Annotated in this window: 21 protein-coding genes and 1 tRNA gene; 7 read left to right on the forward strand and 15 right to left on the reverse strand. The window is 47.7% G+C overall.

Annotated features, from left to right (window positions below):
• Window positions 1-9: 9 nt before the first annotated feature.
• Window positions 10-1,296, reverse strand: a complete 1,287-nt coding sequence (locus FHS56_RS08755; RefSeq protein ID WP_166919798.1) for an adenylosuccinate synthase — start codon at window positions 1,294-1,296, stop codon at window positions 10-12.
• A 21-nt stretch (window positions 1,297-1,317) separates the two neighbouring features.
• Window positions 1,318-2,793 (reverse strand): proline--tRNA ligase, encoded by a 1,476-nt coding sequence (gene proS / locus FHS56_RS08760; RefSeq protein ID WP_166919799.1) that lies wholly within the window; start codon window positions 2,791-2,793, stop codon window positions 1,318-1,320.
• Window positions 2,794-2,937: 144 nt separating this feature from the next.
• Between proS and FHS56_RS08765 the strand changes: the two genes are divergently transcribed.
• A complete protein-coding gene (locus FHS56_RS08765) occupies window positions 2,938-3,837 on the forward strand; it encodes a hypothetical protein (RefSeq protein WP_166919802.1) in 900 nt (299 codons plus the stop codon).
• Between the two features lie 39 nt (window positions 3,838-3,876).
• The gene (locus FHS56_RS08770) at window positions 3,877-5,373 is read left to right on the forward strand and encodes a hypothetical protein (protein ID WP_208409658.1); all 1,497 of its coding nucleotides are present in this window, start codon (window positions 3,877-3,879) and stop codon (window positions 5,371-5,373) included.
• A 107-nt stretch (window positions 5,374-5,480) separates the two neighbouring features.
• Here FHS56_RS08770 and secG read toward each other — a convergent pair whose 3' ends face one another.
• From secG to FHS56_RS08790, 4 genes are all read right to left on the reverse strand, one after another.
• Window positions 5,481-5,783 carry a preprotein translocase subunit SecG gene (secG, locus tag FHS56_RS08775; protein ID WP_166919806.1) on the reverse strand — a complete coding sequence of 101 codons (303 nt, stop codon included), beginning with the start codon at window positions 5,781-5,783 and terminating at the stop codon, window positions 5,481-5,483.
• Between the two features lie 16 nt (window positions 5,784-5,799).
• Window positions 5,800-6,810 (reverse strand): tetratricopeptide repeat protein, encoded by a 1,011-nt coding sequence (locus FHS56_RS08780; RefSeq protein ID WP_166919808.1) that lies wholly within the window; start codon window positions 6,808-6,810, stop codon window positions 5,800-5,802.
• A gap of 415 nt (window positions 6,811-7,225) precedes the next feature.
• Window positions 7,226-8,089 (reverse strand): alpha/beta hydrolase family protein, encoded by an 864-nt coding sequence (locus tag FHS56_RS08785; RefSeq protein ID WP_166919811.1) that lies wholly within the window; start codon window positions 8,087-8,089, stop codon window positions 7,226-7,228.
• A 65-nt stretch (window positions 8,090-8,154) separates the two neighbouring features.
• Window positions 8,155-8,637: a c-type cytochrome gene (locus tag FHS56_RS08790; protein ID WP_208409659.1), complete on the reverse strand. Its 483-nt coding sequence runs from the start codon at window positions 8,635-8,637 to the stop codon at window positions 8,155-8,157.
• Between the two features lie 172 nt (window positions 8,638-8,809).
• Between FHS56_RS08790 and FHS56_RS08795 the strand changes: the two genes are divergently transcribed.
• On the forward strand, window positions 8,810-10,120 hold the full coding sequence (locus FHS56_RS08795; protein ID WP_166919813.1) for a DEAD/DEAH box helicase: 1,311 nt from the start codon (window positions 8,810-8,812) through the stop codon (window positions 10,118-10,120).
• On the opposite strand, the gene FHS56_RS08800 is transcribed toward FHS56_RS08795, so the two are convergent.
• Window positions 10,117-10,752 carry an SH3 domain-containing protein gene (locus FHS56_RS08800; RefSeq protein ID WP_166919815.1) on the reverse strand — a complete coding sequence of 212 codons (636 nt, stop codon included), beginning with the start codon at window positions 10,750-10,752 and terminating at the stop codon, window positions 10,117-10,119. The two genes, FHS56_RS08795 and FHS56_RS08800, sit on opposite strands and share 4 nt — an antisense overlap.
• Window positions 10,753-10,813: 61 nt before the next feature.
• Between FHS56_RS08800 and FHS56_RS08805 the strand changes: the two genes are divergently transcribed.
• A tRNA-Lys gene (locus FHS56_RS08805) sits at window positions 10,814-10,886 on the forward strand.
• Between the two features lie 118 nt (window positions 10,887-11,004).
• On the opposite strand, the gene FHS56_RS08810 is transcribed toward FHS56_RS08805, so the two are convergent.
• Together FHS56_RS08810 and FHS56_RS08815 are read right to left on the reverse strand one after the other, a co-directional pair.
• Entirely contained in the window at window positions 11,005-11,754 is a 750-nt protein-coding gene (locus FHS56_RS08810; RefSeq protein ID WP_166919817.1) for a YebC/PmpR family DNA-binding transcriptional regulator, read from the reverse strand.
• Between the two features lie 25 nt (window positions 11,755-11,779).
• The gene (locus FHS56_RS08815; RefSeq protein WP_166919819.1) at window positions 11,780-12,085 is read right to left on the reverse strand and encodes a DUF4286 family protein; all 306 of its coding nucleotides are present in this window, start codon (window positions 12,083-12,085) and stop codon (window positions 11,780-11,782) included.
• 73 nt (window positions 12,086-12,158) lie between these two features.
• Here FHS56_RS08815 and FHS56_RS08820 point away from each other — a divergent pair, with 73 nt between their 5' ends.
• Both FHS56_RS08820 and FHS56_RS08825 read left to right on the forward strand, forming a co-directional pair.
• A complete protein-coding gene (locus FHS56_RS08820) occupies window positions 12,159-12,620 on the forward strand; it encodes a tetratricopeptide repeat protein (protein ID WP_166919821.1) in 462 nt (153 codons plus the stop codon).
• A 25-nt stretch (window positions 12,621-12,645) separates the two neighbouring features.
• Window positions 12,646-13,797, forward strand: a complete 1,152-nt coding sequence (locus tag FHS56_RS08825; protein ID WP_166919823.1) for a DNA polymerase III subunit — start codon at window positions 12,646-12,648, stop codon at window positions 13,795-13,797.
• Window positions 13,798-13,810: 13 nt separating this feature from the next.
• Here the strand turns inward: FHS56_RS08825 and FHS56_RS08830 are convergent, their stop codons facing one another.
• From FHS56_RS08830 to rlmD, 6 genes are all read right to left on the reverse strand, one after another.
• Window positions 13,811-14,305 (reverse strand): DUF7832 domain-containing protein, encoded by a 495-nt coding sequence (locus FHS56_RS08830; protein WP_166919825.1) that lies wholly within the window; start codon window positions 14,303-14,305, stop codon window positions 13,811-13,813.
• Between the two features lie 156 nt (window positions 14,306-14,461).
• Window positions 14,462-16,345, reverse strand: coding sequence for a M1 family metallopeptidase (locus tag FHS56_RS08835; RefSeq protein WP_166919827.1), 1,884 nt, complete (start codon window positions 16,343-16,345; stop codon window positions 14,462-14,464).
• 110 nt (window positions 16,346-16,455) lie between these two features.
• Window positions 16,456-17,487: a lytic transglycosylase domain-containing protein gene (locus tag FHS56_RS08840; RefSeq protein WP_166919829.1), complete on the reverse strand. Its 1,032-nt coding sequence runs from the start codon at window positions 17,485-17,487 to the stop codon at window positions 16,456-16,458.
• Between the two features lie 2 nt (window positions 17,488-17,489).
• The gene (locus FHS56_RS08845) at window positions 17,490-18,245 is read right to left on the reverse strand and encodes an LOG family protein (RefSeq protein ID WP_166919831.1); all 756 of its coding nucleotides are present in this window, start codon (window positions 18,243-18,245) and stop codon (window positions 17,490-17,492) included.
• A gap of 132 nt (window positions 18,246-18,377) precedes the next feature.
• Window positions 18,378-19,922, reverse strand: coding sequence for a YifB family Mg chelatase-like AAA ATPase (locus tag FHS56_RS08850; protein WP_166919833.1), 1,545 nt, complete (start codon window positions 19,920-19,922; stop codon window positions 18,378-18,380).
• Window positions 19,923-19,977: 55 nt separating this feature from the next.
• Entirely contained in the window at window positions 19,978-21,393 is a 1,416-nt protein-coding gene (gene rlmD / locus FHS56_RS08855; RefSeq protein ID WP_166919835.1) for a 23S rRNA (uracil(1939)-C(5))-methyltransferase RlmD, read from the reverse strand.
• 72 nt (window positions 21,394-21,465) lie between these two features.
• On the opposite strand from rlmD, the gene FHS56_RS08860 reads away from it, so the two are divergent.
• Window positions 21,466-21,915 carry a GatB/YqeY domain-containing protein gene (locus tag FHS56_RS08860; protein WP_166919837.1) on the forward strand — a complete coding sequence of 150 codons (450 nt, stop codon included), beginning with the start codon at window positions 21,466-21,468 and terminating at the stop codon, window positions 21,913-21,915.
• Window positions 21,916-21,922: the final 7 nt, after the last annotated feature.

The raw sequence follows: 21,922 nt of genomic DNA on the forward strand, positions 1-21,922 counted from the left end.
TTTCAGTTTTTACATAGAAAACACATTCTTGCGCAGAATGGTTTGCTCCCTGTCGGGACCAATAGAAACCAGCGCTACGGGAAGGTGCAAATACTCTTCAATGAAATTCACATAATGGCGCAGGTTGCGCGGCAAGTCTTCATAGGCAGTGCTTGAGGCTATGTTTTCCGACCAACCGGGCAGGGTCTCATACACGGGCTCCACAGGCTCTTGCAACAGGCAGTAGGGCATTTGTTGGGTAATAGTGCCATCGGAGAGCTTATAGTGTGTACATACTTTGATTTCGTCAAAGCCACTCAACACATCGACTTTCATCATAAAGAGTTGGGTCACGCCGTTGAGCATGCAGGCATAGCGCAAGGCGGGCAGGTCAAGCCATCCACAACGACGTGAACGCCCGGTAGTGGAACCAAATTCGTGTCCAGCTTGACGAATGGCCTCGCCCAAGTGGTCATTCAGCTCGGTGGGAAACGGACCACTGCCCACACGGGTACAGTAAGCTTTAAAGATTCCCAACACCTCGTTTACGGCTTTGGGTGCCACGCCCAAGCCTATGCAAGCCCCAGCAGTGGTAGTGTGCGAGCTTGTTACATAAGGGTAAGAGCCAAACTCAATGTCAAGCAAAGTGCCTTGTGCCCCCTCTGCCAATACGCGTTTGCCTTGGGCAAGGGCATCGCTCAACATATACTCCGTATCGGTAAGTTGCAGTTCTTTGAGTTGTTCCACAGCCTCAAAGAAAGCAGGTTCGCTTTCGTTCAGGTCGTACTCGTAGTCGTAGAACTCCAACAAACCCTTGTGTTTATCTACCAACTTTTGGTAACGCTGTTTAAAATCGGAACTCAAGATATCGCCCACACGCAAGCCATTGCGCCCGGTTTTGTCCATATACGCTGGTCCGATGCCACGCAAAGTAGAGCCTATTTTTTCTTTGCCTTTGGCAGCCTCGGAGGCGGCATCCAACAAGCGATGAGTGGGCAAAATCAAATGGGCTTTTTTGGAAATAAACAGATTCTTTCGATAGGGCACACCATAGGGCTTAAGTGCCTCTATTTCTTTCATGAAAACGACGGGGTCAATCACTACCCCATTGCCTATGATATTCTGAATGCCTTCATGAAAGATGCCAGAAGGGATTTGGTGCAACACATGTTTGATGCCCTCAAATTCCAAGGTATGCCCGGCATTGGGTCCTCCCTGAAAACGGGCTACTATCTGATATTTTGGCGCCAAGAAATCCACTATCTTTCCCTTCCCCTCATCGCCCCATTGCAGTCCTAATAGTACATCTAAGTTCATAGCTATGGTTTTATATGGGTGTTAATAGGCTTTGGCAAATAAAACTCTACGTTTCGATGGCTTGCCGGTTAGGATACATTTCCCTGCTTCTTCCTCGGCTTGCAAGGGGATACAACGGATGGTAGCCTTGGTCTCTTCTTTTATACGCAATTCGGTTTCGGTGGTGCCATCCCAATGGGCAAGAACAAATCCTCCTTTGGTTTCCAATATCTCTTTAAACTCCTCGTATGAATCAGCTTTATGAGTGTTGGCTTCGCGGAATGCCAATGCACGGTTGAATAGGGATTTTTGTATATCATCGAGCAGGTTTAAGATGTGCCCAGTGAGTGTATCGACCGATGCAGTATGTTTTTCACCTGTATCGCGACGTGCCACTTCTACTTGGTTGCTTTCTATGTCACGCATACCTATTGCCAAGCGCACGGGCACGCCCTTTAGCTCCCATTCGGCAAATTTGAAGCCCGGGCGATGGGTGTCGCGCGCGTCAAAATGTACTTTGATGCCCACACGCTTGAGCTCGTCTATGATTTTTTGCACATAGACTTTGATTGCTTCGAGCTCCTCCTCTCCACGATAAATAGGTACAATGACTACCTGTATGGGAGCCAAACGCGGCGGCAACACCAATCCTTTGTCATCGGAATGTGTCATAATCAAAGCGCCCATCAGGCGGGTACTTACCCCCCAAGAGGTACCCCACACATAATCCAGTTCTCCATCTTTATTGGCAAATTTCACATCAAAAGCTTTGGCAAAGTTCTGCCCCAAGAAGTGGGAAGTTCCAGCTTGCAGTGCCTTGCCGTCTTGCATGAGCGCCTCGATACAGTAGGTATCTACCGCACCGGCAAAGCGTTCATTTTCGCTTTTCACACCTTTGATTACAGGCATAGCCATGTACTCTTCGGCAAAGCGGGCATATACATCAAGCATCTTGCGAGTTTCTTCTATTGCCTCCTCTTTGGTAGCATGGGCGGTGTGTCCCTCTTGCCACAAAAACTCGGCAGTACGTAAGAACAGACGCGTACGCATCTCCCAGCGTACTACATTTGCCCACTGGTTGATAAGCAGCGGCAGGTCACGGTAAGATTGAATCCAGTTGCGGTAGGCGCTCCAAATGATGGTTTCGGAAGTAGGACGCACAATCAGCTCTTCTTCAAGGTGAGCCTCAGGGTCCACGATTACCCCTTTGCCGTCGGGGCTGTTTTTCAATCGGTAGTGGGTCACCACCGCACACTCTTTGGCAAAGCCTTCGACGTGTGCTGCCTCTTTGCTCAAATACGATTTAGGTATAAAAAGAGGGAAATAGGCATTTACGTGCCCTGTTTCCTTGAACATATCGTCTAAGGTGCGCTGCATCTTCTCCCAGATGGCAAAACCGTAGGGCTTGATAATCATACACCCTTTGACCGGTGCATGCTCAGCCAAATCGGCTTGTTTGACCAATTCTTGATACCAGGCAGCGTAATCTTCTGAACGCTTGGGAAGTCCTTTACTCATAGTATTTCATTTATGGATGTATGCCTTGGCAGAAGCAAGCCTTAGGGCTTGCATGGCTTGATTTTTGCAACAAAGATAAAAAGAATGCTATGGAATGAAATGCTTTTTGTTTAAATTCAGTTGTATAAGAAAAGAGATAGGCTTATGAAACGTCCTTTGCTTTTAATGATAGCATTGCTTGCTCTGTTGTGGCTTAGCGGGTGTAGCTCCGAGCTATACCAGCCGGTGAGCCACGAAGTGGACGATATCTATTACCTGCCCACTGCGGATGCAGAGCCTGCCATTTCTGCTTCTCGTAATCAAAACTTATCCAAAGTATATATTGAGGAAACAAAGCCAAGCAGTGGCATTATTAACCCGGACTACCAGCCCAACAGCGACGCGGCAAGCAGACCGGGATATTATCAACCTTCCGAAAGCCGCTTGGCACCCGAAAACAACCCCTACCGTGATGAATTCAGTGCTTACCGCCAAGGCTACCAAGATGGATTTCAAGATGCATATTGGCAAATGAATACTTGGGGGGCGCCTTTTATGGGAAACCCTTGGTATTCGCCTTACGGCGGATGGAACAGTTTTTATTATGGTCCGGCTTGGGGTTGGGGCGGCAGCTGGGGCATGCCGCTTGTATGGGGCAACAGCTGGCGATATAGCCCATGGAGCTACTGGGGCTGGTACAGAAACTGCTGGAATTGCTGGTATGGAAATCGGATTTATGTGATTACTCCCAACTACGAGCGTTCACGTACTTACTATGCCCCCCGCCAGCATTTAACGCCACGTGGTACTACTTTTCAACAACAAACGCCAAGAAGCACAATCAACACGCCGCCGGTACAGCAAAACCAAAGCAGGCAAGGGCGTACACGCTATACTACTACCCCCCAAGAAAAGCCGACTTATACACCACGTTACAGAAACAACAATATCCAACAAGACCAAATGAACCCTAGGTACAGAAGCAATCCCACCCCGAGTGTGCCTTCGTATAACCCCAGCTATTCACCTTCAAGAAGCGGTGGTGGGCGCAGCCGTCCACGCTAAGCTATTCAATCAATCATTGAGATAGTTTTCTGTCGTAATATGAAAAAGCAAATCTTTTTGTTTTCATTCTTTGCGTGTCTTTCTTTTTTTGGTAGCCGGGCACAAGTTTATTACAACGATGCTTTTCGCTACACCTACCGCCCCATGCCTACCGGCAGTGCCCGCACCCTTGCCTTAGGCGGAGCACAAGGCGCCATGGGGAGCGATGCAGCCTCCTTAGCAGTGAATCCTGCAGGCATAGGTTTGTTTCGCCGAGCGGAGGTAGCCGTGGGCTTGGACTATGGCAATAGTCTCATACAAAGCAGTTATTTAGATACAGACGAAACAGCCAATAGAGACAAGATAGGGCTATCACATGCCAGCGCCATTTTCGCAGCACCACAGAGCAGTGCAGGGCAGACAATTCAATTCGGTATTTCTTATGTGCGCACTCATGACTTCCGACAGGACAGCTACTACCAAGCAAGCAACCCTTACAGTAGCTTAGCGGACGTTTGGACGGAAGAGGCTGCCGGCATCCACGCCAAAGTATTTGAGTCGGAAGCTGCCAATAATAAAATCTATGACCTGGCTTCCTTAGCATACGCTACTTTCGTTATTAACCCCTACGCCGATGACAGTACTCAGTATTACACTGAATTTCGTGACGTAAATAACCAACTGGTAGCCCCTATTTTACAGGAGGAGCGCATAAAAGAAAGCGGTAGCCGTTCTGTATTCAACATTACAGCCGGCGGACAAATTCAAGAAAAAATATACTGGGGTGCCACTGTGGGCATAGAGGTCATCAATTATGAACGAGAAAACACCTATAAGGAACGTCTGAGTCGTACGGCAGCAGACGGCGAGCTACAAGCCTTTACCCTGCGGCAACGATACACGGCTACGGGTGGCGGGCTCTACTTGGGCATGGGCATTATTGTGCGCCCAATAGAACCACTGCGTATTGGAGCAGCCATACAAACCCCCACGGGCTTTTCGCTCTACGAGACCAGTACGGCGTCTATTGAAAGCGAGTCGGTTGGGTTCAGCAAAGTGTCGGCGTCTATAATCCCCTATGAATATGATTTCCGCTACAGAAGTCCATGGAGAGCAAGTGGAAGTCTTTTTTGGCAAATCAAAAAATATGGCTTCATCACGGCAGATGTGGAGTGGATACCCTACCGCCAAATGGCAGTAAGTGGCAGCGACAACAATTTTGACGAAAGCGGAGAGCGGCGGGCTATTCGAGAAAATTTCCGCAACAGCATTCAGGCAAGGGTAGGCGCTGAAGCACGTATAGGCAGCTGGTATGTACGTACGGGTGTGTGCTACACCCCATCACCTCTGCGAAAAGAAGCGGCTTACTATGATGCCATGGCTTTTACCGGTGGTATAGGTTATCGTTTGCAAGGATTTCAGTTGAGTATATCAGGCGTTTTTGCACGCTATGCGAGCCTTTACCAACCTTATGTATCGCAGCAATATTTTTCACCAACTGTGGAGCGTACTCAGCAGTACATGCAATGGCAGGTTTCTACCCATTGGTATTTTTAAGCTAAAAAATAAGCCCAAGCCTCAAGTGCTTTTTCTTTTCCGACAAAATAAAAAAGCTTAGAAGGTTGCAGGCTTCTAAGCTTTCAAGTAGATATGATGGGTATGGATTATTCTTGTGGTGCCACGGGTTGCTCTACGGGTGCCGCTTCAATGTCCTCAAGAGCAGGCGACTCGGGCGCAGTGTTGCCAGTCATTTTGCTGAGCCCGAGGATGAGCACCAGCATAGCAGCAGCAAGCCCCCAAGTAATACGCTCGAGCATATCGGTGGTAGTGCGCACGCTGGTGGATGCTTGTGCTACACCACTACCTCCAAACTGACGAGACAAGCCCCCTTTGGGTTCTTGTACCAAAATAACTAACACCAGCAAAATGGCTATCAATATGATAAGCCCCATCACTACATACAACATAATCTTATAGTTTTAATTACAATCCTTTTATGATTTGAATTTGCTTTTCAAAATACGTCTTTTTTTCGGGATGTTGCAAAATCAGGCGTTCATAAATTTTAATAGCCTCGTCGTCTTTTCCTTCATCACGCAATCGTATGGCATCCAATTCTGTGTAAAAGGTTTTGGGTGCCTCTTGTAAGGTATCGACTAAGGATTTGAGTTTAAATTCGGGAGGCGATGTGGTTTCTTCTTCTTTGTTTTCTTCTTTGTTTTCTTCTATTATGTTTTTGTTTTTCTCAGATGTTGGGGTTTCTTCGGCTACGGCAAATGAATCGCCCAAGTCTTCCATCAGAATGTCTATTTGACTTTGATAGTAAGCCACTCTCTCGGGATACTTCTTTTTTAGTGCTTCATATACCTTAACAGCTTCACGTATTTTTCCTTCTGAATACAGAGCGAGGGCATATGACTCACTCAGTTCATCTTGCTGTGGAAAGGCAGAAGATTCTTGTGTAAAGTCTGTCGATGTTTCTACGGTCGCCGACTTGCTGCTTTCTTCTGCCGGAGGAGTGTCTATATTGAAGCTGTCTTCTTCAGTTTCCAAAGAAGAAAAATAATCTTTGGGTGGTTGGGTGTAAGAGGTAGTAATTTTCTCCAGCTCATGGTCCAGTTCTTCTTCAGAGGCATTAGCCAGTTTCTCATCAAAAGCACTCACTTCCTTTTGAATATCGTCCAGCACACTGCGCGCCTTCAATAATTCATCTTTCAGAGAATCGGAAGCTCCCGACAAACGGAAATCATTCTCCTGAAATAAAGGCATCCCCAAGGCATTTGCCAGCTGTTTCCGGCTATACATATGTAAAGCAGCCCGCCGTATTTTTTGAGGTGCTAAGTGCGAATGCTGTTTGCATTGATAACGGGCAGCCAACAAGTGCAACAAGCCAGCATAAGGCACTTTTTCTATCAGAGTCTCTACTTCTTCATACTGCTCTTCGGTAAGTGCTTGCCCTGCAAGGAGCGCTAAAAAAGTTTCTGCATTTAACATAAGAATCCCGTATATAGGTCATACGTTTAAGGCAAGTTAACACAAAAAAACAAGTAAATCAAGGCATGCTCTTTGAGTTGTAAGGCATCTGATACCTGCCGCAAGTTAGCTATCCAAATCATCTGTTTCTTCTAACCCCGCATATACACGAATCAGATGCCATTCGAGCTAAGGACATCGGTCAAGCTGAGAATATAAGTAACTCATCAGCAACTCAAGAGCATGCCAGCAAAAGGCGTTGCAGCCGGTTGCAGAACTGCTCGACTTGCTGCGCTTCGCCTGCTTTCAATTGAAAGGGGAAGCTGCCGCCAAAATGCTTCATCTGTTTCTTTTCAACTCATAAAGTGCGCAGTCCACACAACATCAGCCATGCATTAAAGAACGCCCTTGCCTCAGCTTAAGGATACAAAGTTGCTCACAAGTGTTTATTTAAGAAATCAACAGTCGCATGGATTACTTCTTTTGTATGAGGGGGCAATTCTTGGACTTCATACGGATGCTTTCCACCGAAAGTATGCCCAGCCCCTTCCACCAGATACAAGGTAGCTTTCGGAAGCCAAGAAGTGAGCCGCCGGGCAGCTTCTACCGGCACCGACTCGTCGGCAGTGCCATGAATCACCAGTACCGGCACTTTTAGCGATTTAGCTTTGTCTTCCAAGTTGTAATCGCTGTCTTTTTTTGCCCACCAGTCGTCATATACTGCCCTGTAAATAGGCAGATTCTGCCCGGTACGCGCATTGAGAATGTAAACAGCTCCCTGTTCAAGGATTTGCTGCCGGCGTTCTTCCGTCCACAAAAAGCCGGTGTTGTCTATTGATGCCAGAGTAATCAAAGCTTTGACGGCATCGCGTAAAGCAGCCCCTGCTAAAATAGCTACCGCCCCCCCTCTGCTATGCCCTATCAACGCCAAGCGCTCGGGGTCAATGATGCCTTCTTGCTTCGCCCAGGTCGAAGTTTTCAAAAAGGCAACTACTCGGTTCACGTCTTCCACATCATGGGCAAAAGTCTCGTGCCCGAATGCCTCAAGGTCAAGCAATTCAGTGGGGTGTTCGGGGGTAGTACCATTATAAGAGAGATTCATGCGCACGACTGCTCTGCCAGAAGCCGCCCAAGCGTCTGCCATGAGATGCCAGTGCCCCCAGTCTTTGAAGCCCTTGAATCCATGAATAAAAATAAGGACAGGCAGAGACTTTTTTCCCGCCGGATAGTGTAAATCAAGCGTTATTGGCTTGTAACCATCTGCTTCGATGGTATGTGCCAAGCGTCGAATATTCTGCATATGTCTTCCTGCATCTGTTTCTGCAAGGAAGATAGTGATTTAAGCGAAGCCCGGCAAAGTTGGGTTTATTCCTGTGTGCGGAAATACTCAAGTATTTTTCGGGCTTCTTCTTTTGTAAGTCCTTGGTTTACCATAAGAGTACCATTGAACTTCAGCACCAACTCTTTGGCTATGGGGTCTTCTTTCACCATATTCTCGGGATTGAGCATCATGTTCATAATCCATTCTGGCGAGCGTCTTGTAGTGATACCTTTCAGGTCGGGTCCGATGTACTCCTCGCCTATTTTGTGGCAAGCCGAACACTTAGCCCCAAACAGCCGTTTGCCCTCCTCCACCATGGCGGGGTCTATGCCTGCCAGTTCAACATGCTGAACAGGTCCTACTCCTTTGAGACTCATGGGGGCTGCTGGCTCCCCTTGCTCTTCATCTGCCAGCATACTCTGAGGTGGCTGTGTGTTTTGGGCACTGTCAGATTTTTGTCCGCCACAAGCAAACAGCAGTGCGCCAAAGGTCATTGCTGCAGCAAGCTTGATGAGAAGCATTTTCATGGGTTTGTAGTTTTGTTTATAGACAATATTGTCCTTCTTAACTTTGATGACCAATGACTTTTATCATAATCAGCATGACATTTATCATTTTACACCAAAGAAGAGGGCAAATGCTTTCAGTACATTTAGCTTCTTTATCTTTGTGTTTCTCAAAAAAATAATTGCAGGGACGATGACTTTCGAAGAGCTCAAGCTAACGCGCCAATTTCTAAATGCCATTGAAGAAGCCGGCTATCAACACCCCACCCCCATTCAAGAAAAAGCCATTCCACCGGCACTTGCCGGGCACGACATCATAGGCATAGCCCAAACGGGAACCGGTAAGACCGCTGCTTATGCCTTGCCTATGCTCATGAAACTGAAATATGCGCAGGGGATACACCCTCGTGCCTTAGTGCTAGTGCCTACCCATGAGCTTACCCAGCAGGTAAGCGATGCCATCATGCAACTAGCACGCTATACAGACCTTCGCTGCCTACCTATTTTCGGGGGTAAGGGTATCAAGAAGCAAATAGAACAGCTGTCTGAAGGTGTAGATATTGTTGTAGCCACACCGGGACGACTGATGGATGTGTATCTTGCCGGCGGCTTGCAGCTCAAGCACGTCAAGACCTTCATCATAGATGAGGCAGACCGCATGCTGGACTTGGGTTTTATGCCCCAAATACGGCGCATTCTGGAGGTACTGCCCCGCAAAAGGCAAAATCTGCTGTTTTCGGCTACCTTTTCAGAAAAGGTGGAACGCCTGTGCGAGGAGTTTATAGAGTATCCTGTGAAGGTAGAAATTACACCTCAAGCCACCCCCGCCGACACGGTAGAGCAATACCTATATGAGGTGCCCAACATAAAAACCAAAATCAATCTGCTCATGCATCTTTTAGAGCAGGAGTCCTTCAAAAAGGTATTGGTATTTGCACGCCGCCGACGCATCGCCACTGCGGTGTATAAATACCTGCAACGTAAGCTGGGAAAAGACAGCGTGCGGGTCATTCATGCCAACAAAGACCAGAATACACGCGCCAATGCATTGGAAGCCTTCCGGAAGGGGGAAATAAGATTATTGATTGCCACCGATGTAGCTGCACGCGGCATTGATGTATCGGAGGTTACCCATGTCATCAATTTTGAGGTGCCGGTGCTCTATGAAGAATATGTGCACCGCATCGGGCGCACCGGGCGGGCATTTCAGCACGGTACTGCCATTACCTTTGCGAACCCCGCCGAAGAGTATCACATCAAGCAAATAGAGAAGCTTATTAAAATGAAGATACCACGCTTGCCGCTGCCCGATGCTGTGGAGGTTGTCGAAACGCCCTTTGAGGAGCATCAAGAGATGGCAAGAGAAATAGACAAGCAGCGTAGAAAAGAAGATAGTTCTTTTCAAGGGGCATTCCATGAGAAAAAACGCAAGACACCTCGCACGCCAAGCAAAACCAAAAACCAGAAACTAAAGAAAAAGAGCAGCAATAAAAGAAGAGGCTAAGGGGCTTGCGCTGTTTCTACTTCCACCAAATAAGCCAAAGACTTTTGCACATAAGCGACTTCACCTTGCGGAGTGCGTACTTTCCACCAAAGTGGCTGCTCACCAAGTACTGTCAGGCAGCTTCCCCCCGGCAAGGTAGCCACAAGGCGGGCAGCTGCTGAGGGTGCCTGATAGGTGAGTACCGGGACAGACCTCGTTATAACCAATCGCAAAGGCGGAAGAGAATAAAAAAACCAAGCAGCGGTGCCAATAAGCCCCCAGCACAAAAATAAATAACGGCTTTTTTTACGTTTCAGCAACAAGCCAAACGCCCACAAGAAAAGCACACAATAAATCACAGCAAACAGCATAAAAAAACGAGCCAGCACCGGCTGCCACTTTTTCAGTAGGAGCTCATACCCTTGTAAATCGTAATGACTGACTAAAGATTGTAGCCTTTGGTGGCTGAAGCTGTCAAAATGGGTGTAGTAGTGTTGGCAAAGCATGGCTGCTGCCCGAGCATAGTCGCCTTGTTGCTCTGCCAACATCACTTTTTTTAGCCATCCGTCTTCTTCTGTAACTTTTTGAGCTACAATTACTTGGACAGATAAGACCCAAAACAAGAAAAATAAAATTAAAATTTTTTTTGCCATACGCTTGCACGGTATTAAAAAACCTCCTACCTTTGCGTCGTTATTCAACGATAAAAAACACGATCTCGTAGCTCAGCAGGTAGAGCACCTCCCTTTTAAGGAGGGGGTCCTGGGTTCGAGTCCCAGCGGGATCACCCATCCGCCCAAAAGGCGGATTTTTTTATTGCTTGTTCCTTCACAGTACTCAACACAGTTACAAAAAAGGCGAGCTTTACTTTAAGCCTCGCCTTTTTTGCTGCATACCGGGACATTCTACGCCATTTCCATTTGCTCATCGGTGATTTCTATATTGTGATATACTTTTTGCACGTCGTCGTCGTCTTCGAGTGCCTCAATCACCTTCATTGTTTTCTGGAAAGTCTCATTGTCCAACTTTACATAAGTTTTTGGAATGCGTTGTAAGCCTGCCTCCTTGGCTTCAATGTTCATTTCTTCAAGCTTCTTCTGTATGCTTCCGAACTCTTCCATGGGGCAATACACCGTCACGAAGCCGTTTTCATGGTCAAATTCCACTTCGTCGGCACCGGCATCTGCCATTTCCAAAGTGAATGCTTCTTCGTCGAGTTTGTAGTCTTCCAATGAAATGGTAAAGACTCCTTTTCTGTCAAATATAAAGTCCAACGAGCCGTTGGTGGTGAGGTTGCCCCCTCCTTTGCTAAGGACCGCCCGCACATTGGCTACAGTACGGTTGGTATTGTCGGTAGTACACTCTATATAAAGCGCTACCCCGTTTACATAGCCTTCGTAGGTTACTTCAGTATAATCTTCACCTCCTGCACCGGTTGCTTTGGCTATTGCCTTTTCAATCTTATCCTTAGGCATGTTTGCCCCTTTGGCGTTCTGGATGGCAATACGCAAGCGAGGGTTCGATGCGGGGTCACCACCACCCAAGCGAGCGGCAATCATAATTTCACGAATCAGTTTAGTGAATAACTTGCCACGTTTAGCGTCTTGTGCGCCTTTTCTGTGTTTGATATTAGCCCATTTACTATGCCCTGCCATGATTATCTATGGTTTGGTTTACAACTTACTCTATTACTTCCAAGAGAGTACGAAAAGCATGGCAATGCTCGCCATAGCGTGCCTGATGCTCTGCCTGTAAGCGTGGCGCATGTTTTTCTTGATAGGTCTGGAAGTCTTCCATGCTTTTCAAGAAATATTGTATGGCATAGGTAAAACCATCATTTTCGGGTTCATGCATCAGGCGCAGCATCTTGTGCTCTACAAACAGACCAGTAGCAAGCACCTCGGGGATGTGCACCCGACGCATCCAATCGAGCCAGTCGTCGTGCACTTCTTTATCTACGCTGACGGTTACGTTATAGAGTATCATCTTTTTCTTTTGTGTAATTTTGTTCAAGATGGCATTTGAAAGCGGCTAATCTAAAAAACTTATGCACAAATTTATGCAATTTACAGCTTTCTTCCTATGCATGGCAGCATGCTATGCACAAAACGAGGGGAAAGGTAGCTCTACTGCCCCTTTTGAGCAAAAGGCAGACGTATGGTATAACACTCCACCCACAGCTACCGACCGGCTGGGCAGAGGACAGTACTTTTACCACAAGGGCTTTTTCAAAAAGGCTATTACGGAATTCAACGAAGCTCTTTTGCTGGATGCCACACTGGCAGATGCCTATTTGTGGCGGGGCAAAGCCAAAGAAGCGCTCAAAGACTATTCAGGTGCCATCAACGATTACAACATGGCGCTATATTACCACCCACAACTATATGAAGCCCATGCCCTGCGCGCAGGCATCCGGCTGTTGCATGGTGATACGACCGGCGCATGTCAAGAGTGGGCATCGATTCCAGAAGCGCAACGCCCCCGGCACTCACCCTGTGCCAAGGTATGCCAGATGCCTTGACTTTTAAACAATAAAACAGAAGCCCATGCAGTTTTCTCAACTTCCTTCCTTACCCGTATTGCAGGAAAAACTCGTGCAGCAGGTTGCCCGAAGGCAGGTACCCCATGCACTCATGTTCATTGGCAAAACAGGAGGCGGGCAATGGTCAACGGCTTTGGCTTTTAGCACCTTTCTATTGTGTCAAAGCGCTCAAAAAGTAGAAGCACAAGACAGCTGCGGGCGCTGTAGCAATTGCCGCAAGATGTCTTTATTTAGTCATCCGGATGTGCACTTTGTTTTCCCGGTAGGCAATCAAGGAAGTAGCAAAAACACCTCTGCTGCTTTTCTTGAAGACTGGCGGCGCTTGAATGCAGAAACGCCTTTTTTTGACTTAGACCGCTGGCTTGAGGTCGCCGGCATCGACAACAAACAAGCCAACATCAGTGTAGAGGAGAGCCGACAGCTCACCCAAAAACTTAGCCTGAGCGCTTTTGAAGGTGGCTATAAAGTGGTGTTGATGTGGTTGCCCGAGTACATGAACGCCGCCGCCGCCAATGCTTTGCTTAAACTCATAGAAGAACCGCCAGCGCATACTTTTTTCTTGTTGGTGAGTGAAAATCCGGACGCCGTGCTACTTACGATTCGCTCACGGGTGCAAAGCATACAAGTGCCTCCCTATACAGCAGAAAGCATAGAAGAATGGCTTATACGAGCGAAAGGTATCCCTTCCAAGCAAGCCAACGAGTGGGCAGTGCTTTCAGAAGGCAATATGTTGGCATTGGAAGCTCTGATGCAGAGTGGCAATGAAGACAGCCATTTGTTGTTTCGTGACTGGCTGCGTCATTGCTGGAAAGCAGATTGGCACGCCATCGCTCCGGTTGTAGAAAGTCTGTCAAATGAAAGTAAGGTAACGCAAAGAAAGGTGCTGGAATACGGCATAACTGCTTTGCGGGAGTGTATCATGTGGCAGCATACAGGAGGAAGACTAAATAAGTTTCGTGCTGCTCACTTGGAGTTTGTACAAGGACTTGCCTCGGTTTTATCGCAAGAAGCAATAGAAGGGCTTTTGAAAGAGCTCACGCAAAGCCTCTATTATCTTGAGCGTAATGTGAACAACAAACTGGTATTTGCCAACTTATCTATTCAGCTGATATCGGCTTTACAAAAAGCAAGAAAGCAAGCAACAAGGAAGAAGTAAGCCCAATATGGGACTATTCTTCCTCGTCGTGGCTTTGGGATTCGGGCTGTTCGCCTGCTCGTTTTTTCTTCCACTCCTTATAGCGTTGCGTAATTTTCTTTGCCATCTTCTCGTAGTTTTCCCAGTTGTCTTCCACGTGGTAAATAGATGGCAGGTTGGCAGCCAATGTTTTTTCGTAGTCTTTCTTGTATTTACCGCTCAAATAATAGTATTGTGTGAACTCGTTTCCTTCTTCATTGAAAAGGTCAGAGCCCAGATAACCATCCCATACGGCACTGAGGATGGAGCAACTGATTTGACGCTTGCGGAAGCGAAGAATTTGCAAGGCGGCTTCTTCTTCAAAGAAATCACTGTAAAGGTCGTTTTCACAAATCCATCCCAAATACATCCCTATATGCACATAGGCTTGCTCTATGGGCAGCACGCTGGGGAAGTTGCCCAGAAAGTGATGCTTGGCTCTATCGTAGATAAAGTTTTTAGGTTTTTCTGCTTTCGGTAAAACTGCCATGTTCCTTCTATTTTGAAGATAAACGAAATGTAATCATTTTTTTATGTTTTGCACTACAAAGTGGCATATATGTAGCGCAGCATCTTACCAATTTTACGAATAATTCCAATTTTATACAAACCAACTGCAATTTTTTTTTACAAACTTCGTAAAAAATCAATGCACTTTGTACGCTTTTTCATTCCAATGCAGCATCTCATCTAAAGTAGAGGTTGCCACATAGTGATAGTTTTTTCGGGCTTTCGCATAAATATCAAGGGCAGCACGCTTTCCCTCTTCACTTTGCAACAAAGCTCTGTAGATAGGTACCAAGAATTTGCGACGCCCTACCTTCATCAGAAAATCCTCTATAGCCGGAAATGCCTCCGTATAGCCATGCAATGCCGCCTGTGTGTACCATTCGGCTTGTATTTCGGCATTGCCCGAGTGGGTAAAATCAAAGGCATCGTCCAAGGCTTTCATTTGCTTTACAGATAAATTGGCGGGTAAATGACGCACAAAATGCAACCACTCGTGGCTGCTCCACGAAGCCACGGGCAAAGAGTCGGCGGGCGTTCCGTTTAGCCAATCCTGTAGTGCTTGTTCTACTTTACGGAATCGTGTGGCATTGACCTTGGGGCAGTTGTCCGGCAAACCGGTGCCATAAATCCACTCCTGCATGCGAATGGCTTTGGCAGCTCCGGGGTTTTTGTCCAGCACCTCTTTTTGAAAGTATTCTACAAAATGCTCGGTATCCATGGACCGGAAAGCAAATTGCCGGAAATAGTCTTTTACGAAAATATCGAATTTATCGCGCCCGATGGTTTCTTCTACCAAGCGCAAAAAGAAATATCCCTTTTCGTAGGCTATATCGGTTACGGCATCGTCGGGGTCGCGGCGCTGCAGGTCCAACTTCAGGCGTGTGTCTTTATTGTTTTCGCCCATACGCGCAATGGTCTGCTGCAGGTCTTGATAACCCAGCTCGGCAAGCATTTCGGCATAATCACGTCCATACATGGATTCCATGATACGACGTTCGAAGTAAACAGTAAAGCCTTCATTTATCCAAAGGTCATTCCATGTGCGGTTGGTAACCAAGTTGCCAGACCACGAGTGCGCCAGCTCATGCGCTACCAAGCTGGTCAATGACTTGTCGCCGGCAATAATTGTGGGGGTAGCAAAGGTAAGGCGCGGGTTTTCCATACCACCGAAGGGGAAGCTTGGGGGCAACACCAACAAGTCATAGCGCTCCCACACATAGTCGCCATAAAGCCGTTCTGCTGCCCGTATCATTTCTTCTAAGTCCTCAAATTCATGCAAAGCCGCTTCAATAGTTTCAGGCTCTGCATACACGCCCGCCCGTTTGCTGATAGGTTTAAACACCAAGTCGCCGGCTGCAATCGCCAGCAAATAGGAAGGGATGGGCTGACGCATGCGGAAACGATAGATGCCATCAGCGCTTTTTTCTTGTGGATTTTCGGCACTCATGAGCGCCATCATTCCCTGAGGTACTTTCACTTCGGCATCATAGGTAAAACGCACGCCGGGGCTGTCTTGACAGGGCACCCAACTGCGTGCCAAGATACACTGCGACTGGCTGAACAAAAAAGGATGTCGCCCACCGGCAGTTTGATGCGCTTCCAACCACTGAAGTGCTGGAGCACCTGCAGAGGTATGATACACGATGCGCACTTTTTGGGTTTCTTTTTTCAAGGGAATAAACAAAGCTTGCCCAAGCACCGGGTCTTCTTTTCCCAAAGAAAAAGATACTGGGGTGGTATCGTCGTCCAGGAAGACGGCTTCTATTGCCAATCCTTTGGTGTCCAAAACAAGGGCTTGGGCGTCTGGGGTGCGCTCTATGTCCCAAGTAGCTGTTCCACTCAGCTGCTTGGCATCAAAATCTACTTGCAGGCGCAAAGACAGATGTTTGACAACTGCCTTTTCTGGCTCTGAAAAAGAGTGGATGTCTTTTCCCATAACAATATCTTCTTGTGGTTGCTCAATATCTTTACAAGCCTGAAAAAGAGCTATTAAAATCAACAGGTATGCGCTATACCTCATGGATAGGCGTGCGGTTTTTGATGAATCCCAAAGATAAAGATTTTTTTAAATAGCCCTCTGGCGTCAAGCAGGGCAAAAGGGTGCAAAAGTTAAAAGTCCGGTAAATAAAGTTATTCCTGTTCGGCAGCTATTTGCTTAGCTTTGCCTTGCACCCGGGGATTGTCTGTGGGGGTGATGACTGAGTCACGGGGCAAGGGAAGGAATTCTTCGTCTGCTTCGAGGCTTGTATCATCGTTGGCTTGCAGCGGCAGCCGGATTTCATAGGTCGCTCCTTCGGGCAAAGTGAGCGACTCGCCTACCAGCCAAGGATTCAGTGCACGCAAGGTCTCTATGGAAATGCCTTGCATTTTGGCAAACTCCCTTAGAGAGGGAATACTTGTACGCAGCTGAATTGAGCGGTAGGGTTTGGGTTTCCAGGGGCGTACAGGCAAGTCGAAGCCATACTTCAAAGGGTGTTCATACACTTCTTTGAAAGCTGCCGCTTTCATCACATAGCGGTTGGTTTCGGGGTTGAGTAGCATGTGGTAATACGAAGGCGCTTGTTGGGTAACTACGGCATGAAGCATGGCACCAATGCCGGCATTATAAGAAGCCGCTACATAGGTCCAATTTCCAATTTCTTGATAAGCAAGGCGCAGATACCGAGCTGCTGCATGGGCAGCCTTCAACGAATGGTAACGCTCATCTACTTCATGGTCTACACGTAAGCCCATCATACGGGCTGTTTCGGGCAAAAGCTGCCAAAAACCGGCAGCCCCCGCCGGCGACACCACATTGCGCATGCCACTTTCAATGACCACCAAGTATTTGAAATCGGTAGGCAGACCGTAAGAACGCAGAATCTGCTCAAAGATGGGCAGCCAGTACTTGGCTTTTGCTAAAAGCTCGATGGTATAGCTCCGCCATTTGGTGAGAACATAGATTTCATAAGCAAAGCGCTCCCGCACCTGCGGGTCTTGTAGTGGCACCTCTTCATCCAAGAAATAGATTTGTTGGGGTACTTCCCTGTTGGCTAAATACAACTGATAGGCATAGTCTTGCTCGTAGTCAGACCGCACGGGGTCTTGTAGCCGCTCATAAATAGAATAAAAGACCAGCAGCAGAATGACTCCGAGTAAGACCAGCAACTGAAGGTTTCTCATGCTTAGAAGTTGGGTTGCAAAAGATACTTAGCGTAAAAGTCGTTAATCACTTTTACAGCGTCTTGGGCAGTATCTACCACTTTGAACAGTTCCAAATCTTCCGGATTGATATTACGCTCTTTTTCGAGCATGGTGTTACGCAACCAGTCGATGAGTCCTTGCCAGTAGCTACTACCCACCAATACAATAGGGAAGCGTCCTATCTTCTTGGTTTGGATGAGGGTCAAAGCTTCGAACAGCTCATCTAAGGTGCCAAAACCACCGGGCAGCACAATAAACCCTTGCGCGTATTTTACAAACATTACCTTGCGCACAAAGAAGTAGTCGAAAGTAATGAGCTTGTCGGGGTCGATATAAATGTTTCCTTGCTGCTCAAACGGCAGTATAATATTCAAGCCTACGGACTTGCCTCCCGCCTCGAAAGCCCCTTTGTTACCAGCTTCCATAATGCCTGGACCCCCACCGGTAATGACACCATATCCACAACGCACCAGCTCGGCGGCTATTTCTTCTGCCATTTTGTAATAGGGGTTGTCGGGCTTGGTACGTGCCGAGCCAAAGATAGAGACGCAGGGTCCTATTTTGGCTAACTTTTCAAAGCCCTGTACAAATTCCGACATGATTTTGAATATAGCCCAAGAGTCTGCACTTTTTATTTCGCTCCAATTACGGTTTTCAAAAGCTCTGCGGATTTTGATTTCCTCCTCAATGTCCAACTTTTGATTGTTAGGTGATAGGTTTTTCAAGTTTTCTGCCATAAACTCCACGATTTAGTTCAACATCTTTCTCCCTGCTCGAGGGTAAAACAAATTTATGAGCGGCAAAACTTTAAGCAAGTTAAAACAAAGCGTTTAGGATAAAAAGTTCCAGAATAGGAAACAAGCGGCTTATCAGACGGTAGCGCCCCAATTGCTGCGGTCTAAACTGCGGTATTGAATGGCTTCGGCAAGATGTTCCACTTTGATGTCGTCGCTGCCGGCAAGGTCGGCAACGGTACGTGCTACTTTCAAAATACGGTCATAAGCGCGCGCCGAAAGTCCCAAGCGCTCCATGGCAGCTTTGAGCAGGGTCTCTCCGGCTCTGTCTATACGGCAAAACTCTTTTACCAAAGGCGAAGGCATCATAGCATTGGTGTGGATGCCCGGCATGTTTTCGAAACGAGCGGTTTGCCTTTCGCGTGCCCGTGCCACTCGCTCCCTTATTTCGGCGCTGCACTCCTGTTTTTTACGTGAGCTCATCTCAGTAAAAGACACGGGCACCACTTCGATGTGCAGGTCGATGCGGTCGAGTAACGGTCCGCTGATTTTGCTGAGATAGCGTTGCACCGACTGCGGCGCACAAACACACTCTTTCTCCGGGTGGTTGTAATAACCACAGGGGCAAGGATTCATGCTTGCCACCAGCATAAAATTGGCAGGAAACTCCAAGGTCATTTTGGCACGCGAAATGGTTACTCGGCGTTCTTCGAGGGGTTGGCGCAGGACTTCTAACACAGAGCGCTTGAACTCGGGCAGTTCGTCTAAAAACAAAACGCCGTTGTGGGCAAGAGATATTTCACCGGGCTGAGGCACTGCCCCGCCTCCTACCAAAGCCACATCGCTGACGGTATGATGTGGTGAGCGAAAGGGACGTGTCGTAATGAGGGATGCATCTTTGCCCAGGCGCCCCGCTACCGAGTGTATTTTTGTGGTTTCGAGCGCTTCTTTTAATGTAAGCGGTGGCAAAATGGAAGGCAAGCATTTGGCAAGCATGGTTTTGCCTGCCCCCGGCGGTCCTATCATAATGATATTATGCCCTCCGGCAGCAGCTACTTCCATAGCTCGCTTTACATTTTCCTGCCCCTGCACGTCGGCAAAGTCGAGCGGATAATGATTGGCAGAAGCATTAAAAAGCGCCCGCGTGTCTTTGGTAATGGGTTCTATGTGCTTCTTGCCCTGCAAAAAATCTACTGCTTCTTGGAGCGTTTCCACGCCAATCACATCCAAGTTGTTGACAATAGCCGCTTCCGAAGCATTTTCTTTGGGCAAAATAAAGCCTTTAAACCCTTGCTTTCTTGCCATGATGGCAATAGGTAAGACTCCTTTCACGGGGCGCAGCACGCCATCCAATGCCAGTTCGCCCATCATCAGGTAGCGCTCCAGCTCAGGGGCTTCTATTTGTCCCGAAGCTGCCAAAATACCTATGGCTATGGGCAGGTCATAATTGGCGCCTTCTTTGCGCAAGTCAGCAGGTGCCAAATTGATGACGGTTTTTTGTCTTGGAAACTGATAGCCCATGTATTTGATAGCTGACTCGACCCGCTGTGCGCTTTCTTTCACAGCACTGTCGGGCAAGCCCACCATAAAGAGGTGGGTGCCTTGCGTAACATTTACTTCAATAGTAATGGTAAGTGCTTGCACCCCATACACTGCCGCAGCATAGGTCTTGGCTAACATAGGTACCAATAGGTTGTAGTAAGAACAAAGCCTGTTTTTTCAAAATACGAGAATTCTACTTGCGATGCAAGAGGGCAACGCTTTCTACATGATGTGTATGGGGAAACATGTCCACAGGCTGTACACGCTCCACCTCGTAATAAGGCGCCAACAGGGCGATGTCACGAGCTTGAGTTGCCGGGTTGCAGCTCACATACACGATGCGACGCGGTGCCACGCGTGCAATCAACGCCACTACGTCGGGATGCATGCCAGCACGTGGCGGGTCAGTAATCATCACATCCGGCGCACCGTGCTTTTTTATGAAATCGTCGGTCAACACATCCTTCATGTCTCCGGCTTCGAAATATACATTGTCGATGCCGTTGTCACGCGCATTTTGCCAAGCATCTTCTATGGCTTCTTTCACATATTCTATAGCCACTACCTTCTTGGCTTTTTGCGCAACGAAGTTGGCAATAGAGCCGGTGCCTGTGTAAAGGTCATAAACGAGTTCGTCGCCGCTAAGTGCTGCCCACGCCCGCACTATGCTGTAGAGGCGATGGGCTTGCGCTGAGTTGGTCTGAAAAAAAGACTTGGGTCCGATGCGGAAGCGCAGGTGCTCCATCTGCTCCGTGATGTAAGCCTTGCCATCATATAGTTCAGCCTCTAAGTCGTAGTAGTTGTCATTCTGCTTTGGGTTGTGCATCAAATAAATAGATACAACCTGCGGGAAGCGCTCTTTCACGAAAGCCGCTACTTGACTTGCGGCTGCCCTGCCTTCTTCTCCACCAGCATATACGACAATGACCATCACTTCGCCGGTGTTTGCCGTGCGAATGATGAGGCTGCGCAACACCCCCTCGTGCAATACGGTGTCGTAAAAAGGAATGCCGGCATCCAATGCAAAAGCTTTGACTGCCAAGCGGATGGCATTAGAAGGTTCGGGTTGAAGGTAACAGTGTTCAATGTCCACCACTCTGTCGTAGCGCTTGGGCACATGAAAGCCTAAGGCATGACGCTCCAGCGCATCTTCTGAAGCCACCTCTTGGGCAGTTAGCCAGCGCCGGGTACTGAAAGCAAAATCCAACTTATTTCGGTAATAGGTGGTTTGTGAGGCAGTTACTATGGGCTCCCAATGCTTCACTGGCACTTTGGCTATGCGTTCGAAAGCGTCTTTTACTTGTTGCGTTTTCAATGCTACCTGTGCCTCATAGCGCATATGTTGCCATTTGCAACCTCCACAGGTACCAAAGTGTTTACAAAAAGGCTCCTGCCGCAAAGACGACAGCGGTTCTATATTCACCGCTTGCCCTACCCAATACGCCGACTTCTTTTTGACAATACGCACGTCGGCTCTGTCGCCGGGTGCCACCATCCCCTCTACAAAAACCACCCGCTCACCATGGTGTGCTATGCACTTCCCCTCAGCTACGGCTTTCTCAATCAACACCCCTTGCAGGATGGGTTGAACTTTCTTTTTATGCCCCATATAGTTTTTGCGTGTAATTTAGTAATTTCGTTTCCAATTTTTTGATAAATTGACCCCAAACAGGCACGAACCATGAGCTTAGAAAGCAAAATACAACAAGACCTCAAAGAGGCAATGAAAGCCAAAGACGCCATTGCCTTGAAAGCCATTCGCGAGCTAAAGTCTTTCATCACACTGGAAAAAACCAAAGAAGGCGGCAAAGAAAAGCTGAGCGAAGCCGAAGAAATCGCCATCATCAACAAAGCGCTCAAACAGCACCAAGAGACTTACGAGATGTTTAAGCAAAACGGGCGCGAAGAGCAGGCACAAGAGGAAGCCGCCATCATAGAAGTATTGAAACGCTACCTGCCTGCCCAACTATCAGCAGAAGCGATTGAAGTCAAAATAAAAGACATCATTGCACGCACCGGTGCTCAAAGCATCAAAGAGATGGGCAAGGTTATGAGCGTGGCAACCCAAGAACTGGCAGGGCAAGACAACCGCCTGATAGCCGAAACTGTAAAGCGTTTGCTTTCTGCTTGATGAAGAA

Origin of the sequence: Thermonema lapsum (assembly GCF_011761635.1) — a bacterium.
In the GTDB taxonomy this organism is placed as follows: domain Bacteria; phylum Bacteroidota; class Bacteroidia; order Cytophagales; family Thermonemataceae; genus Thermonema; species Thermonema lapsum.